The organism is Pseudobacter ginsenosidimutans, assembly GCF_007970185.1.
GTDB lineage: Bacteria > Bacteroidota > Bacteroidia > Chitinophagales > Chitinophagaceae > Pseudobacter > Pseudobacter ginsenosidimutans.
This window is the reverse complement of the sequence record NZ_CP042431.1, coordinates 4893962-4911859: the sequence shown is the minus strand read 5'-3', so window position 1 is coordinate 4911859 and position 17898 is coordinate 4893962. Positions and strand designations below refer to the sequence as shown.

Sequence of the window (17898 nt, the reverse complement as noted above, 5' to 3'; positions counted from 1 at the left end):
ATTAGTTGCAACGATATTGATAATCCAACTGGCCTCTGGAATTGGTATTGCTGTTCAGGATACTGGTCTTTTTTATCCTGCCTTCCTTATCGGAATCATATTCATACGTGATGGAATAAGAACCAACGCTCAGCAGTGTATGCTCCATTTTCTTCAGCAGGTTCTTGTTGCGTACAATTTCAACGGCGCCGTTCAGTGAATACATGCCAATACTCCCGCTTAGCGATAACATTTCGATCAGGAAGCCATCTCCCTGCAACCGGGGCTTGTCTGTGTAATATTCGAACTTGCGCTCATTTGGCCCCTCTACTGCCTTTACAAGATTGCCATTACTCCAGGTATACAAATAAGTTTCTGTAGTGGAATTGGCATAATTCGTATTCACTGACTTCACCACTTCAGTTCCATTATATTCATAGGCATATTGAAACCACTGCGTACCGGAAGTATTGACCTCCAGTCTCATCAAAACAGGCAAGCCCTGCGCATTCAGCTTATAGATCGCTCGTTGAACAAAAGCCGAACCATTTGTTTCAGTTGCAATGACTGAATCAGCCCTGTATTCATATTTGAACTGCTGGTTTTCATATCTCATCATGCTTAATCTTTCCTGATCATCGTAATAAAGATTGACAACGCTTCCCGATCCCGGGGTCATAACTGTTAACAGGCATACAGGTTTCGTATCCTTGTCTTTTTTACATCCCGCCACGGAAAGCGCGAATGTAATTATGAGCAGAATGAATAGTTGTTTCATAACAGATTGGTTGGGTTTATCTATCGCAATCATAAGTGTACAGATAGGTGGTAGGGCTTGATCCTGTTTTTTCCGTTTGTGCAATCACCCTCCCTTTACTGTCAAACTCGTAGGTCTTTTGCCAGTTCAGGTCGTCACCATAGTACATATTCTTCAGGAGATTCTTTGGCCTGGCTACATCCCAGTAATTACCTTCCACCAGGAATACTTTGGGATCGAAGGGCTTGTCTTTGTAATACTCATACCTGATTGCAGGATCACCGTTATTGTAGCTGATCAGCACCGGGTTTCCATCCTCCCAGGTGAAACTCGAGATCCTGGTGACCACTCCGCTCTTATTGACTGTAGCGATCTTCTGCAGCTGATCACCGTTATATGTGTGCAGCATATCCGTCCAATCTGTGCCCGCGGCATTATGTTCGTTGCGTATTTTTTCCGCAAGCCCTTTGCTGTTGACCTCCACTATCCACCTGGTGCGGAATACTCCGTTATTCGTTTGTAGTATATTGATAGTATTGCCTGAATAGGTGAATTCAGTTTTATAGGTCCCATAGTTGATCGAAACCGGCTTGCCATCCTTATTGTAAGTAAAAGTGGTGGGATCATCGCCCGTTGAATTTACAGTGATGATATTGCAGGGAGGAGCGCTATCCTTGCTTTTGCTGCAGGCGGCAAAGGCCAGAAGGCAGACAACGATCCAAAAGAGTTTTGTATTCACGGCACTGATTGTAAGGTTAAAGAATAAATTGAACCGGAAGGAAAATTAGATTGAATACAGGCGGGAAAAAACCGTGATCTCAGTAACGGCCGTACTGCTTTTACCAACGGCAACCACTATAATCATTTAGTGATTATCTTTAAACAAACCTTTACCATTCATTTGCGATTTCTCTTTTCCATATTTTTATCACTGCTGCTTACTCCGAGTTTGCAGGCGCAAATATTCAACGAAAAGGATTTTACTGTCTATACATCCAAAGATGGCATGTCTGACAACCGGGTCAACAGCATCGTGCAGGATGAAGCCGGGTATATCTGGATCGCTACCAGGAAAGGCCTCAATCGCTTTGATGGCAATAGTTTTTTACGCTTCTATGCAGACACCAGCCGCAACAGTCTGGCCAACGACTTCATCAAAAAACTGAAATGGATCAACCCGGAGCAATTGGGTGCATCCACTGCCACAGGCTTCCATATTATTCAACCCGCCACTTTACAACAACGGAATATCATCATTCCACCCGGGCCATTGGGCCAGCCCTATGTTGAGAACAATATCCAGGGAATGGCAGGCGATGAAAAGGGTAATCTCTTCCTGCTTAGCTCAACCGGCTTTTACCATTTCAACAAAAAAGATGAACTGGAATTCAGGTACGATCATTATAAAAAAGAAGATGCCGGCAAAACGGATGTGCCTTTCGGCAGAAGCGACGGCGTGATCATGCCAGAACCCGGAATTCTCTTACTGGCCACCACCGCAGGGCCATACAGGTACCATATTGCTTCAAAAACGTTTAGCCCTGTGAGTAAGCATGACGGCTCCCTGTATGCGCAGATCGGCTCAGGAAAAGGCTGGGTACATTTCATGCATTGCAACGAAGGATCATTCAGCGTGATTGCAGAAGGCGCTACAGAAATGGCCTGGTTCGATAACAGGAAAAAGAAAAAATATTTACTTCAAACATCCTTAACCGGACTGGATAAATTATTCGGATGGCGAAGCAAGATCACCCGCCTGGATGATTCCACTTTTACCATTACCGCCAGCCAGAAAGGGTTCTACCTGCTGCGTTACCATCGCAATGAAGACAATTATGTTATCCATCCCGAACTGTATTTACCCGATTATCTTTGCTCAGGCATTTTAAAGGATAAACAGGATCGGATCTGGATCGGTACAGACAGGGGATTATTCAAACAACAGAAGAATGCAAGCCAACTGGTGAAACTGACATTGCCCGCCGGCAAAGGAAAGACTGCTGTCAGTTGTTTCGAAGCAGCCGGTAATAAATTGTTTGTCGGTACATTCGGAGCAGGCATCTATGTGTTCAACAGGTCCACTCTGGAATTCCTTCATCATATCGATCTTTCAAAGGTCAGGCCTTCCGGCACCGCCAACAATGTGTACTCGCTCATCGCCTGGAATAACGACAGTATCTATGCAGGCACTTTCGGCCCCCTGATCGCCATCAGTACAAAGAACTATGCACACAATGCAGTCCGTTTGCAGAACTGGGATAATGACCATAACTGGATCAGCTGGCTGTTGAAGAGCAGCGACACAACCTTATATATTGCCACCAACATGAACAATATATTCTTCTATCGAAGGAAGACCGATAAAGGCTTCAACCTGGCGGATCATACCAGGGAGCCGCTCTTCAATATCAGGTCGCCCATGTATATACAGGAAGACAAACAGGGCAATATCTGGTTTGGCGGACATGGCGCCAGCCGCTACAATACCAGCACCCATCGTTTCGATAAACTGATCGATTCATTTCCGCATATCAGGATTGCAAGGAAGGAGATCAACGGGATCGCATTCGATAAAAATGGAAAGATCTGTTTCGCCATAGCAGAGAACGGGCTTGCCATTTATGATACCACCACCAAAGGATTCCTCCATATTACACGCAGCGATGGACTGCCCGACAACCTGATCAGGGCTATGCAGCTTTGCAACAACAAACTCTGGCTGGGCACAGAAAGCGGACTGGCAGGTTACGATATCCAAAACAATAAAGTATCCTCTTTTGGTATGGCCGACGGTTTGCCTGAAGGGCCTTTCACAGCCTATCATTTTTTCTATGATTCCGTTTATGGAAAACTGTACGGCGGGATCCTCGATCATATCATTCAATTCAATCCGGACAGTCTGGAGAAGAGCAACCTGCCTCCCGCATTCTTCATCGAAAATATACAGGTGAACGGCGCCAATACAATACACCAGCCTTCTGGTCAGATAGAGATCCCTTACAACCAGAACAGCCTGGTGGTGAATTTGGCGGCCGTGAATTTTGAGGATGCCCACCGCCAGCAATTCGCCTACAGGATATTGCAAAACAATAATGAGGCATGGCAGGAAACCAGTGCACAGCGAAGTATCATCTTCAATAATCTTCCTCCCGGCAAACACCGTTTGCAGGTGAAAGTGTATATCAAGAACAATAACTGGCCTGAACAGGTGCAGGAGATCCTGATCGTGATCAAACCTCCGTTCTGGCAGCATGCCTGGTTCATTCTCCTCTGCGCTGCTTTGCTGATCACAGCAATATGGCTGGGCCTTCGCGCCAGGATCAGGCATATACGCCAGAAAGCCGCCATCAATGCACAACTGGCCGATCTTGAAATGAAAGGGCTTCACGCACAAATGAATCCCCATTTCATTTTCAATTGCCTCAACAGTATCAAGGAAATGATATTGCTCAACGAAAGACAGAATGCCAGCCGCTATCTCAGCAAATTCGCACAATTGATCAGGACCAACCTGGAACAATCCACGCGTACGTTCATCACCGTGAGAGAATGTATCGATCAACTGCAACAATACCTTGAGCTGGAAAGGATCAGGCTCCATCAATTCGAATATGATATACAAATAGAAGACGAGCTGGATACTGATAATATCCAGATGGCGCCCATGCTGATGCAACCGCTGGTTGAAAATGCCATCTGGCACGGACTCCATCCCAAACAAGGCGAAAAAAAATTATCGATCAGGTTCTTCAGTTCAGGCCCCAACCTGATCTGCGAAGTGGAAGACAATGGGATCGGCATCGTTCAGTCGCGACAGAACAAGATGAGGCATCGTCCCAATCACCAATCCTTCGGTATTTCCAATGTGCGGGAGAGGCTCAATATTCTCAACGAAAAATATAAGATGCACAGCTCACTCTCCATCATCGATAAAAGAAGCATCTCCGGTGAAATGGAAAACGGCACATTGGTAAGATTGGAGCTGACCATATTGCATCATAACATCTATTAATATTTTTTTTGATGCCCAGATTGAGTATCCGGTGGTTTACGGTGCGCCGTTGGCAGAACCCGGTCAGCAATCGGAGCTGGCATTTCCGAAGGCTCTCAAAGCGCTGTTTTTGAACGATTACAGTGTGTAACTTTATACTCATGTAATCAAAAACATTCTGCATGATACGAACTATCCTTGTGGAAGACGAACAAAGGGGATTGAGCACCCTGCGTAATCTCTTGCAGGAATATTGTCCTGAACTGGATGTGGTTGCCGAAAGTATGGACGCAGATGATGCCAAAGAGCAAATTGCCAGACTCAGTCCTGATCTTGTGTTCATGGATATTTCCCTCCCGGGCAAGACCAGTTTCGATCTGTTGAAGGAGATCGACAGCATCGCGTTCGAGATCATTTTCGTTACCGCGCATCACCAGTACGCCATGCAGGCATTCAGGTACTGTGCTGTAGATTACCTGATGAAACCCATCGATGAAGACCTTCTCACCGGTGCTGTGAACAGGGCCATCAGGAAGATCGCCAGCAGCAATATCGGGCTCAATATCAACACACTCCTGCACAACCTGCAAAGGCCCGCCAATCATCAGGAAATGAAACTCTGCATTCCTTCCCTGAAAGGATTCCGGGTGGTGGAGCTGAAAGATATTCTGTTCTGCGAAGCAAGCGGCAGCTATACCAACTTTCACTTTGCCGGTCAACCGAATATCTGTTCGGCAAAACCGATCCATGAATATGAAGAGATCTTGTCGGATTCCCATTTCATACGCATTCACAAATCTTATCTGGTGAATATCTCTCACGTAAAAGAATATATTCGGGGTGAAGGCGGATCGGTGATACTCTCGAATCAAAAAGAGATCGAAGTCAGCAGGAGAAAGAAGGATTTTTTCCTGAGCAGGATGAAACAGTTTTATAAATACTAGAAAAGAGGAAGCGCTGCAGCATTTCCTCTTTTTTTTATCGTTTTTCTGAAAGGGAATCTACATAGAACAACATCGCTTTGGTCAGGAATGCCGTGAATGCCAGGTTTGGTTTCCCTTCTACATAGGTATAACGTTCATCCATGAGATAGAGATTGCTCAGTCCCTTGTAGGCATCCAGCGATCCTTCTTCCGTTTTCTTTCCCCACCATTGCAGGATATGCAGATAGTGCCGGTGGACCAGTTGTTGTACTTCCGGATCGCCAATATCGCGATGCATATGTGAAATCAATCCCGCCGTGATGGCGCTGCCTTCTTCCCTGAGCTTTTCAAGATCCTCTTTGCTCATCTGGCGCAATGCCTGTTCACTCTGTTCCACTTTCTGTTTGCCCCATCTTTCCATGGCTTCCGATCGCCATGTTTCCGCGGCTTCTTTTGGAAACCCTGCATAGAGCTCTTCATTCGTTATCATTTCAGATCCTCCTGTTAATTTTTGAATGGTTTTGTTGACGGTTTCCAACAACAGATCTGTGCGGCGCCTGCGCTCCTCCAGCATTGCGCGATGCTGTTGGAGAGCAGCAACCATATCAAAAGCAGGATCATCCAGGATACTGGCGATAGCAGGTAATGGCAGGTCCATCTCTTTATACAAGAGGATCTGTTGCAGCCGCAGCAATTCCTGTTCGCCATACAGGCGATAACCGGCTTCTGTACGCCCGGATGGCGTGAGTAATCCTAACTGGTCATAATGATGCAAGGTGCGCACGCTTACACCGGCCAGTTCAGCCAGCTTTTTGACTGTGTATTTCATCTGGTCTGTTGTTGTTGAAAACAAAGGTAGGGCCTCACGTTACGGAAGGGTCAAGAGAAATGGGAAGTTTTTTTTATGAAAGTTTCAAAACAAAGGGCGCACCAACAGATGCGCCCTTCGTTTACATTATTTCAGAATACTACTCTTTTACGAATTTGATGGTCTTGTCATTGGCAAGTCTGATAAAATACATGCCGGTTTTCAACATACTGATATCAATCTCCTGACGGGAATCCTGCAATCCGAACTTCAACTGCACTGCCCCTGCTGCATTCAACAACACAACTTCCGATCCTTTCAGCGAATTATCACCTGTTTCAATCCAGATCCTGTTCTTCGCGGGATTCGGATTCAGCGAAACCAATGTAGTTCCTTTATCGGACAACAGCACGATCTTGCTGTAGGTTACCGTTCCATCTATATCCACCATCTTCAAACGGTAACTCATCAGTCCAGTGAAGATGTAGTTATCATAATAGCTGTAATGCTGCGAAGTTCCATTTTTTGCAGGGATCCTCGTAACAACTGAGTATACATTTCCACCAGCGCTTCTTTCCAGTTCAAAATATGCCACCTGGTTTTCGTTGGCGGTTTCCCATTTTAACTCGCTGACGCCACTCTCACGTATACCTGTGAACGAAATCAATGTCAGCGGCAGGGTCTGTATTTGTGTTTTCACAAAGAAGCCGCTGAATCCTGTTATATCGAAACTAACTTCCCATCTGCTGCGGTTTGAATTCCATACAATGTCCACATCAGACGGATCGATGGTTACGCCTCTTCCGGCATAGGACTCCGGAAGACCCGTACCATTGCTGCTGGTGCCTGCAAACTTTTCGATCAGCAGGTTGGGCTTGAGCGCATCATCCAGGAATGTAACAGGTAACTTTACAGCATTCACATTATTGAATTGCACAAAATCCTGCTGCGTGAAGAACAGCGTCACCCTGCCCGTTGCAGTGGCAGCATTGTTATCCGGTGTAATTTCATAATGACGTCTTACGAAATTGGCAGGTTGGAAAAATTCAGTCCAAACTTTCACTTTTACATTTCCGCTTATGGAAGTAGGGGAATTATCGCCTGTAACCTGCGCCACCAGCAGGTTACAATTGCTGGCATAAGATGTCAGGCCGGTTGCCGACTGGATATTCGACACTTCGGCATTACCCAGGGCCATGCCTGCAGTAATTTCATTGGCATTGCTTTCATAAACGCCTATGTCCACTTTTCCTAATTGTATACGGGCTGCTCCTGCGATATCCGATACCATTTCTGCGGGAACAAGTGAATTGTTTCCTGCATTGATAGCAGGGCTGCAGTTTTGCAGCGTATAATCTCCCGTGGAAATATTATTGAACATCGGGTTGGCATTCAGGTTGCCTTCTCCTGTATAGCCACCTTCCACGATGCTGTATGAAGTATTTGCAGTTCCGCTCAGCACCGAAATTGCGGGTGAAGCAGGCGCATTATTTCCCCAGAGAATACTGTTGCGGAATTGTACAGCAGAGGAAGTGGTAAGATGCACTACACCGCCACGCACTGCGGCAAGATTGGTTACAATATTGCAGTTCACAAAAACAGGTGATCCACCAATGGTATAGATCGCGCCGCCTTCACCTCCGGCAGTTACACCACCGCTAACAAAGGAGCTTGCCTGATTTCCTGCAATAATGCAATTGGAGAAAACAGCATTAGAATTCACCAGGTACATACCTCCTCCCCTGGTGGTATAATTAGAAGTGACCCTGGTATTGGTAAAGCGCGGACTTGCCCCCATTATCGCCAGTCCGCCACCATAGCCTATTGCACTGTTGCGATAGAACACACAATTCCTGATCCCTATGGCAACAGAACTTTGGATGATGGTGGCTCCTCCTCCCTTTGTTCCATCCACCGGTATTCCATTCACGGAATTACCCAGGTTGAAACTGGCAAACCCTTCAGTAACGCCAATACCATCGATCACGATACTGTCGGATACAGATTGCACATTTGCAATCACCATTACCCAAAAGCTGTTAAAAGTACTGTCGTGGTTCGCTCCGATATCACCGCTCAGTATTGTACCGGTTCCCGCATCGGTGGGCATTTCCCTGGCAGGCCATCCGCCTGCGCCGCCGGGCTGAAATCCGCCATAGATCCTGATTCCCGGTCTGTTGATCGCAAAGGTGGTATGCCTTTCATAATAACCTGGCATATCGGAAAGCTGTTCTCCCACAGGGTAATATTTTCCTTTGGCAACAAGTATAGAATCCACACAGGCGGATGCATTGGCAATATCCAGGGCTTTCTTCATGGTTTTGAATGCAGCCTGCCATGAATTGCCGCTGTTGATATCGTTACCATTCACGGCATCCACATGCAACACCATCCTGGTTGCATCAGATTCATAGGCGCCCAAATCCACATTGCATCCCCTGATGCGCGGACTACCGGAAATATCGAGGCTATTGCCCGGCGCAAGTGCAGTATTGCCTTCTTCACGAACAGGTGAAGTGGCGGTGGGGCGCAGGCCATCATCAGCAGTAAGCCAGATATCATCCGGCCCATCAGGATCATTGATGTTCACATAGAGATCCGTTAAAGAAGTGGTACTGTAATTGAGATTCTGATCAGTTGAATAATTCTGATCCTGTATCAATGAAAAGTTTTGAATGTACGCTGTGCCACTACCTACGGCCACGCCGCCGGAAGGGTTATTGGTAGCAATGGAATTACTCAGGGTAACACTGCCGCCACCGGCCCCGGACAGAAAACCATACATATTGCTTCCGGAACTCTGACCAACAAAAGTACAATTGACGCCAATGAATACTGAACTGTTCACATACACCGCTGCTCCACCAAAATTACTGTTAAGTGTATTGCTCCTGTTCTGATAAAAAAGACCATTGGTTACCTCAGCGCGGGTGCCCGCACTATTGTAAATAGCGCCGCCGCTTCTCGACGACATATTGCCCAGAAAGAATGCCCGTTCCAGTACCACCGCCGCACTGGTATGATTGGAGATGGCCCCACCATAGTTGTTCCTGGAAATATTGAAACCGAAACGGCATTGCTTGAATTTCAGCTCAGACGCGCTTTGCGCGTTGTATATCGCACCTCCATTATCTTCACGCGAAATATTGTTGTAGAAACTCACTTGCTGAAAACCCGCCCTGGCGTTTTGACTGATGATCGCTCCGCCTCCTCCATTTGCGGTGTTGTTATTGAAATTACAATTCCTGAATTGCAGTTTTCCATCATTGCTTACATTCCATAATACTGCGCCGCCACCTGCATACTGAAACACAGTCTGCGTCCCATAGGTATAATTGGCGGTGTATGGCGCATTGGCATTACCGTTATGCACACTGAATCCATCGATCACGATACTGTCTGCAAACTGAGGAATATCTGTTACAACAAACACATGGTAACTATTGTCTGTACTATCACCTCCAGTATTGATATCACCGCTGAGGATAGTACCTCCCTCAGAGTAACCACCTGTGGCAGCAGGCAGTACCCGTTGGGAGAAACTGCCGCCTCCACCCGGGAAGCCGCCGAATATTTTCAATCCCCCATAGCGGATGAAGAAGGCCCGGTTTCTGTCGGTACCGTTTTGTGCGCCCGTTGGATAATAAGTTCCTTTCGCCACCAGGATACTGTCTACGGCAATATTATCATTGGCTACCAGCAAGGCATCAGAAAGATACCTGAAAGCCGATGCCCAGGAACTGCCATCGCCTGAAACTGCCACACTACTATCCACATATAATACATTTAGGGCAGTGCCCGGCGTACTGCCATATTCGAAAGGACCAATATCGATAACACCACCACTTACCCTGTTGTGGCCATTCAATTCCACATCAGGGTAAGCAGCGCTGTTATATAAATTATTATTGCCTTTGTTGATGAGCACTGATCCGGCAGGCAAACTGAAGTCGCCACCTGCTGCATTGGTAAATACAGTACCGGCGGCAGATGCATCCAGGTTACCGTCAGTAGTGCTATTGAATCCCTGCACCAGGCTATGATACCTTGTAGCCGTGATCTCAGGTGAAAAAAGGGAGCTATTGGACAAGATGACCGAGTTGCCTATGTTGACGGGAATACTGAAGGAATTATCAACAGCGCTGATAGCAGCCCCGATCGGATCTGTATTGCCATATATTATTGAGTTTACCAGTTTCACACCGGCATTGTCCATCATCATGATGCCGCCGCCTGCAAAACGCTTGAATGCGCCGGCGGGCACCATTCCGCCACTTATAGAATTAAATGCAATAATGGAATTCACGATTTCCGTATTGGAATTCAATGCAAGGCCACCACCACCGCCATACCTGTACCTGCGGAATTCTCCATCCCAAACACAGCCCAATACTACCGTATATGCATTACCGGTGATCTCACTGTTTTTGATCAGCGCATAACCATGAGCGTAAATACCGCCGCCGCCGCCCTCACCAACCAATGGGGAACAGCCAGCCGCATCCAGCACCGTATTATTCCTGACGATACACTCCTCCATATCCAGGTTACCCTCCAGGTAAATACCACCTCCCCTTGGCACAAAACCGTAATAGATCTGGTTATCCGCTACCAGACAATGTTTCAGCTTCAGACCTTCCAGGCAGTACAATCCACCGCCGGAAACAGCAAAATGTGTGGTAGAGTTTTCGTCTCCGCCCGGCGCAATATTAGATACCACCGAACAGTTCTCCATATCCAGGAACCTGCGGGAATGAATGCCTTGCGTAACATTGTTGCTTACCACTACATTCCGCATTCTGATCTGGGTACCCGGTGAAGTGATCAGCATTCCACCTCCTGTGCCGTAATATCCATAAGGTCCTCCCGGACCCGATCTGTAATATTTGTACCCACCGGGCGCCATGGTGCCATTGCCATCGCGGATGGTGAGGCCATCCAGCAGGATCTTCCCCAAATCATTGGCATAAGTGGCAATCACCATTACATGCCAGCAGTTATCAAGACTATCTCCGGCGTTATTGATATTACCGCTGAGGATGGTGCCTGTTCCTCCATAGGGTTGAATATTGCGCTGACCTATTTCCGTTATCCCATTGGCGGGATCGAATCCGCCATAGAGGAAAAGATTGCCACGCAACAAAAGAAAGGCACTATCCCTGTTGGTGCCGCTCTGGTCGCCGGTAGGATAATAGGTTCCTTTGGCAATAAAAATGGTATCGATATCATTACCTGCATTGGCCGCTGCCAGCGCACTGCTCAGGTGACGGTAGGCATTGGGCCAGCTGCTGCCATCATTGGCGCCGGCAGCAGCAGCATCCACATACACGATCGATTGGGAAAAAGTGAAAAAGGTAATAACAGAAAAAGCGAAGAATAGTAATATTCTTTTCATGGACGGAATTTTTAGGGTCTCTCAGGTTTCAGAACAATGGTTTTAATAATAGATCCATACCAGCACAAAACTGATAGCAGCCACCAGGATGATCAGGGCATACACGAACCTTGGATCCGTGACTTGTTTTTTCATATTGTAAAATTACATCTGAGCATCGGCGGGACAGGTCCGGACGGGCAGACAAAAAACCGGACAAATACAAAAATGCCCGGACAAGAAGTGAAAAAGTAAAAAACAGGAAAGTGTAAAAAGCTACTGATCACCATTTTGCGATCAACTCTTCCAGTTCCTCGGTTTTGGAGAGACTAAGCCTTTGCTTCAAGCGGTACCTGGCCCTTGTAACACTTTCACGGCCGATACCAAGCGTGTTTGCGATCTGAAGATTGTTGAAACCGAGAAAAATCAGCGTAGCCAACCGCTCTTCCGCCGGCGTTACCTGGTTCAATCGGGCAGCCATGGCGGGAAAGAAAGATGGATATGTTTTGGCGAAACCCGTTTTAAATTGTTCCCACTCATGATCTGTGATCAGGGTATATTCAGATAATCCTTCCAGGATATCCTGCCTTGCTTTCAGGGCTGTATCCGACGATAATTTATCACGAAGTGAATCGATAAGATCATTCTTCTCTTTGATATGGCGTACGAAATTCTCGATCTCCTCCTTCGTTTTCCTGGCATCCAGTTCTGCTTCCCGCTTCTGCTGGGCCAATCTTTGTAAACGGTTCTGCGCCTTCAGCCTCTGGCGGTTATACAGTAACGTGGCAATTACGGCCAACAGCACGATACCCGCCAGCAGGAACTGCTTACTCCTCTTTTCCACTTTCAGCAGGGCCTTCGAGTTCGCCAGTGATTGCTGCAGGTTCTCCAGCTTCACCTTTGCCTGAACAGCCTGCAGGCCGGAGCGGTTGTTGAAAGCAGTTAGACTATCATTATAAACCTGTGATTGCCGGAAATAGAAAAATGCATCATCCACATGGCCCTTCCGCCGATAGACAGAAGCAATCCCTTCTGCGGCAGCCGCAGCATTGGTGAAATGTTTCTCCTTTTTGCTCCATTCGAAAACAAAGAGCCAGCATTGCAGGGCCTTGTCGTATTCACCTTTCCTGAAATAATTGGCAGCCTGCGCCTTTCTCGCCAGCGAAATGTTGGCGGAATCACCGAAGCCAATCCCCGCACGCTCCCATTGCTCCAGCAGGGGATCCGCAGCAATTGCATTTCCCTGCGCCGACAGGTTCTCGCCGATATTTCCATTAGCGATTGCGCTCCATAACTTGTAGAAAACTGTACTGGTGTCCCTGCCTTTCAACAGCTCATTAATACGTCGATAATAGAAAATGGAACTATCAGCCTGGTGCAACATTTTATAACTGAAGCCTACCAGGTCATACACGAAAATTTCAGTGTGAAGATCGGGAGGCCTTTTCAATGCGCCCAGCATCGCAAGGGCCCGGTTACCATAATGGATACTTTCCCTGTAGCTGTTGATATGGAATGCAGCCTTGCACATGCCGGCCAGCTTATGATACAACAGGATGCCGGGAAAATAATCATGTCCCTCCCTGTCCGCAATCTCGAAAGCTTTCGTAAGCATGGTGATATATTCTTCATGCCGCGCATAGAGATTGAACAATTCAGCCATATCGAAATAAGTCTCAGCCAGCAACAGATCATTCCCTTCCAAATGACAGAGACGGATGGCTTCTTCCGTGAGGGTGACCGACTCCGGCCTGATGCCGATATTATTGTTGAGGTTCCGGTGATTGGAAGCGGCATTGGCCCGCAAACGCAGAAGATGCACCTGCAGCCACGTATCAGGATGTTTTTTATACCGCGCTTCTGCTGCCGGCAACAATGTATCGAAAAGATATGCAGGGGAAAAACTGGTGAGGGCATAAGCCTCATTTTCGTGCAACAAGTGCTGCCGGCTCCTGTTCTCAAATGCCTCCAGTATGGCCTCTGTGGCAGGGGCCTGGGGGTACAGACAGGAAATGCAGCATAAGCCAGCGAGTAAAACGAAAATTCTTTTCATCAACTATCGGGAACGGCCGTTTATAAAAAGGGAAGGTATTACATAAGTGTTTAATAACGAAAATTTGATTGCAGCAACAGAAAAGTACACAAACAGGTACTGGCAGGAAATGATTAGTTTGATTACATTTGAACAGTCACTATACAGGTGGCCACCACAAAACCTTATACACTGAAACCAACACTGCTTTGCTGCCTACTGCTCTGCATCAGCCTGTTCAGCGGAGCACAAACAACAGAACCGGCCTCCGGACTGGAGTCCAGGATCCGTCTTCTCCTCGCAGAAGCAGACAGCCTAAAGTATGCAGCACGCTACCAGCAAGCTATTCAAAGAACAGGATCAGCCCTTCAACTAAGCAGGGAAAATGGAAAACAATACCAGGAAGCATTGTCTTTACTGAAGCTGGCAGATATCCATTACCGACGTTCTGAATTCCATTTATTGGGAAAATATGATTCCGCCGCGTTAAAGATCGGGCTGCATACCAAAGACAATTTCATCACTGCGCTTTCCTGCTATCAGCTTGGCGTTTACTTCATGAGTATGGATCAGCATGCCATGGCTTTACAGTTGTTCAACCAATCGCTGGATACAAAATTCGGCACAGAGAATTCCACCTACACAGGAATGGTGTACAACGATATTGGTGTTCTGCATGGCAAGCTCGGCCGGTTGGACAACCAGATCCACTGGCTGCTGAAAGCGCTCTCCATCCAGGAGCAATGGCAGGAAGAAACAGCCATCGCACAAATTTGCAATAACCTGGCCGTAGCCTACAACGATGCAGGTGATCGCCTCACTGCCCTCCCGTATGGGAAGCGGGCCGTTGACCTGCGCAGACAACTCAACGATGTGGCAGGAGCGGCCACCAGCGCCAATAACCTGTCACTGATCTACCTGCGCCTGGACTCGCTCGACAATGCCCTGCATTACCAGCGTGTTGGCCTACAGTACGCAGAACAGAGCGGACTGGAGTCCCGTATGGCGGAATGCTATATCAATATGGCGCTGTTGATGAACAGGCAAAAGAAAAACCCAGACGCACTCGTATACGAAAAGAAAGCCATCGAACTGCTACAGAAGACCGGCAACAATGAAATGCTGGCCCGCAGGCAAATTGCTGCCGCCATCCTCTCCAAAGCCACCGGCGACACTGCACAGGCGCTGCAGTTCTACAAAGAGGCTTTCGAACTCTCCACACGCCTCAACAACAAAGCCAATATCAGGGATGTATACCTGAACAGGACCATTCTTTACAAAGACTATAAAGATTTCTACAACGCATACGAAAACTATAAAAAATACATCCTCTATCGTGATAGCATCATCAACCAGGAAACACTGGTAAAGATCTCCGACGCACAGGCGAAATACGAAACAGAAAAAAAGGATAATGAGATAAAGCAACTCGCCACCGCCCGCCGCATCCAGGAACTGGAAACAGAAAAACAGAAAGCGCTCGCAGCAGGAAATGCATTGCTGGCACAGCAAAGACAGAACGAGATCAATCTTCTTTCACAATCACAGGAACTGCAGGAAATAAAGATCGCCAAACAGGAAGAAGACCTTGAAAAGAAGAATCTCACCGTACAGAACCAGCAACAGGCACTGCTTTTGGCCAAACAGCAAAAAGACCTCCAGGATGCCGCCCTGCGAAAATCCAACCTGATGACCAATGCCATCATCGCCGGCGTTCTCCTGCTGCTGGTGATCACCTGGTTCCTTTTCAACCGCTACAAACTCACCAGGAAAATAAAGGAACAGCGGGTACTGCTTGCCGTTCGGAACGATATCGCCAAAAATCTGCATGATGATATCGGCTCCTCGCTCAGCAATATCCATATCCTCAACGAGCTCGCAAAGAAGAATGCACTGAAGCCTGACCTGGCTTCCGAATACCTTAACAAGGCAGGGGAAGATATTCAGCGCGTAAGCGAAAACCTGAACGATATTGTCTGGAACATCAATCCCCGCTATGATGACCTGCAACAGCTCTTCATCCGCATGAAACGTTACGCAGCAGACATGCTGGACGGAAAGAACATCAATTACACATTCAATTTTCCCGATGATGTTAACCATATCAGCATGAGCATGGAACGGCGCCGCGATTTCTATCTCATCTTCAAGGAAGCCATCAATAACCTTACTAAATATTCGCAGGCAACAGAAGCCATGGTCAGTATCAGTACGGACGGAGGAAAACTGAGCATGCAGGTAAGCGATAACGGCGTAGGATTCGATAATACAAAAACAGTCCACGGTAATGGCCTCGCCAATATGCAACAGCGTGCCGGATTCTGGAACGACACGCTTACTATCCGGAGCATACCGGGAAAAGGCACCAGCATCAACCTGGAAATGCACCTAACAGGTACCTGATTGTGTAGTAATTTAGCAACAGGAAGAAGCCTAATTTTATTACTATGCCGGCGAGATTGATCATATATGAAGACAACCTTCGACTGCGCCAGTCGCTGGAACTGCTACTGAGTACAGACAGCGGATTTACGGTGACTGGTTCTTTCGATCATTGCAATGATGCTGCGGAGCAGGTGGCCGCTCTCCTGCCAGACCTCGTGATCATGGACATCGATATGCCCGGCGCCAGTGGCATCGAAGGCACACGCATCATCAAGTCCATTATTCCTGAAACCAGAGTGATCATCCATACCGTTTTCGACGACGATACCCGCATCTTCAATGCTATCTGCGCAGGCGCCGACGGTTATCTTCTCAAGAACACACCACCCCTCAAACTCATACAGGCACTGCACGAAGTAATGGAAGGCGATGCACCAATGAGCCCATTCGTTGCGCAGAAAGTATTTCAACATTTCCGTTCTCAGGTACCCGTTAGTGACCCATTCAATCTTACTGCAAGAGAAAAAGAAATACTGGAATGGCTGGTAAAAGGCAACTCCTACAAGATGATCGCATCGGCTGCCGGCATTACCATCGATGCTGTTAAAAAACACCTCCAGAACATCTATCGTAAGCTCCATGTGAACTGCGGCACAGAAGCCGTTGCCAAAGCACTTAAGCACAAGATCGTGTAGCACAGGTTCCCTTCCACACTACCCAAATGTGTAATTGCAAAAACTGTTTGCTTGTAGAAACTTTGTGGAACAAACCTTTATTATGAATGCTTCAATTGTTTTGTCCCGATTCGTATTTATCACCCTGCTTTTTTTCTGCACCGGCAACGCCGATGCACAAATGAAAAAAACCGATACGCTGAGGCCTGTCATCAAAATAAGACCAGACAACCTGCAACTCTATGCCGGCACACGCATAGAACGCAAACAATGGTTCCCTGCCTTCTCACTGCTGATGGCTACACTCAAACTGAAGATCAACAATTACACGCCCACGGCATTTCAATACAACAGCAACAACACCTACAAATTCCACAAACCTTTCGATTGCACTCTAAAGATCGGTGGAAGGGATAACGAAGTATCACAAACCTTCGACCTGCCTGCCACCCGGCAGAATCCCGCCACCATTTACTTCACCGATATGCGGAACATGGTTCCTCAAACCGCTTTGGAGAATGGCGCGATAAAGATCTCTTTCCGTTTTGAAGCGGCAGGTCATGAAGTGCTTGGCAACTGTATCGATAATATCATCTGCGGCGGTGGCATGTGGTGGTTCGACCTGGACAATGTGCAGGTGAACATCCTGCTCTACCCCACTGTAGAAAATGGAAAACTCACGTACAGCAATGCCAGGGCGCAGGTCAGCGGCCGGTTACAGAGCGTTGGCTTTAATGTGGTTGGTGAAATACTGGAATTTTTAAACAACCAGGTGTTCCAGACCGCTTCCGGCATTTTCACCGATGTGCTGAACAGGCCCGATATCAAAGCTACATTCACAGAATCGCTCAACAACAATCTCAGCAGGCTGCCAATGACATTGCCCTCCCCGCTCCGGTCCGTTGTTCTGGAAAACAATGGCGACCTGGTTTTCAACAAACCCGGTAAATGATCCGCCACCCGGCAAACCATTTT

General features: G+C 47.3%; 10 protein-coding genes. 5 read left to right on the top strand and 5 right to left on the bottom strand.

What is annotated here, in order from left to right; translation table 11 throughout:
* Nucleotide 1: 1 nt before the first annotated feature.
* Together FSB84_RS19280 and FSB84_RS19275 are read right to left on the bottom strand one after the other, a co-directional pair.
* The gene (locus FSB84_RS19280; RefSeq protein WP_130539526.1) at nt 2-757 is read right to left on the bottom strand and encodes a hypothetical protein; all 756 of its coding nucleotides are present in this window, start codon (nt 755-757) and stop codon (nt 2-4) included.
* Between the two features lie 16 nt (nt 758-773).
* Nucleotides 774-1475 carry a hypothetical protein gene (locus FSB84_RS19275; RefSeq protein WP_130539525.1) on the bottom strand — a complete coding sequence of 234 codons (702 nt, stop codon included), beginning with the start codon at nt 1473-1475 and terminating at the stop codon, nt 774-776.
* A 162-nt stretch (nt 1476-1637) separates the two neighbouring features.
* Here FSB84_RS19275 and FSB84_RS19270 point away from each other — a divergent pair, with 162 nt between their 5' ends.
* Nucleotides 1638-4748 carry a sensor histidine kinase gene (locus FSB84_RS19270; RefSeq protein WP_130539524.1) on the top strand — a complete coding sequence of 1037 codons (3111 nt, stop codon included), beginning with the start codon at nt 1638-1640 and terminating at the stop codon, nt 4746-4748.
* A gap of 161 nt (nt 4749-4909) precedes the next feature.
* Entirely contained in the window at nt 4910-5671 is a 762-nt protein-coding gene (locus tag FSB84_RS19265) for a LytR/AlgR family response regulator transcription factor (RefSeq protein WP_130539523.1), read from the top strand.
* A gap of 34 nt (nt 5672-5705) precedes the next feature.
* Here FSB84_RS19265 and FSB84_RS19260 read toward each other — a convergent pair whose 3' ends face one another.
* From FSB84_RS19260 to FSB84_RS19250, 3 genes are all read right to left on the bottom strand, one after another.
* Entirely contained in the window at nt 5706-6479 is a 774-nt protein-coding gene (locus FSB84_RS19260; RefSeq protein ID WP_130539522.1) for a MerR family transcriptional regulator, read from the bottom strand.
* Between the two features lie 139 nt (nt 6480-6618).
* Complete coding sequence (locus FSB84_RS19255; protein ID WP_130539521.1) at nt 6619-11853, bottom strand: T9SS type A sorting domain-containing protein; 5235 nt, start codon at nt 11851-11853, stop codon at nt 6619-6621.
* 262 nt (nt 11854-12115) lie between these two features.
* Nucleotides 12116-13885, bottom strand: coding sequence for a helix-turn-helix transcriptional regulator (locus FSB84_RS19250; protein ID WP_130539520.1), 1770 nt, complete (start codon nt 13883-13885; stop codon nt 12116-12118).
* 147 nt (nt 13886-14032) lie between these two features.
* Between FSB84_RS19250 and FSB84_RS19245 the strand changes: the two genes are divergently transcribed.
* The 3 genes from FSB84_RS19245 (at nt 14033) to FSB84_RS19235 (ending at nt 17875) form a co-directional block, all read left to right on the top strand.
* Entirely contained in the window at nt 14033-16267 is a 2235-nt protein-coding gene (locus FSB84_RS19245) for a tetratricopeptide repeat-containing sensor histidine kinase (protein ID WP_130539519.1), read from the top strand.
* Between the two features lie 44 nt (nt 16268-16311).
* Nucleotides 16312-16944, top strand: a complete 633-nt coding sequence (locus FSB84_RS19240; protein WP_130539518.1) for a response regulator — start codon at nt 16312-16314, stop codon at nt 16942-16944.
* 82 nt (nt 16945-17026) lie between these two features.
* Complete coding sequence (locus FSB84_RS19235; RefSeq protein WP_130539517.1) at nt 17027-17875, top strand: hypothetical protein; 849 nt, start codon at nt 17027-17029, stop codon at nt 17873-17875.
* The last annotated feature ends 23 nt before the right edge of the window (nt 17876-17898 follow it).

Coding starts and splice junctions, on each gene's coding strand:
- FSB84_RS19280 (WP_130539526.1), bottom strand. CDS start 757: ATGAAACAACTATTCATTCTGCTCATAATTACATTCGCGCTTTCCGTG.
- FSB84_RS19265 (WP_130539523.1), top strand. CDS start 4,910: ATGATACGAACTATCCTTGTGGAAGACGAACAAAGGGGATTGAGCACC.
- FSB84_RS19260 (WP_130539522.1), bottom strand. CDS start 6,479: ATGAAATACACAGTCAAAAAGCTGGCTGAACTGGCCGGTGTAAGCGTG.
- FSB84_RS19255 (WP_130539521.1), bottom strand. CDS start 11,853: ATGAAAAGAATATTACTATTCTTCGCTTTTTCTGTTATTACCTTTTTC.
- FSB84_RS19250 (WP_130539520.1), bottom strand. CDS start 13,885: ATGAAAAGAATTTTCGTTTTACTCGCTGGCTTATGCTGCATTTCCTGT.
- FSB84_RS19240 (WP_130539518.1), top strand. CDS start 16,312: ATGCCGGCGAGATTGATCATATATGAAGACAACCTTCGACTGCGCCAG.
- FSB84_RS19235 (WP_130539517.1), top strand. CDS start 17,027: ATGAATGCTTCAATTGTTTTGTCCCGATTCGTATTTATCACCCTGCTT.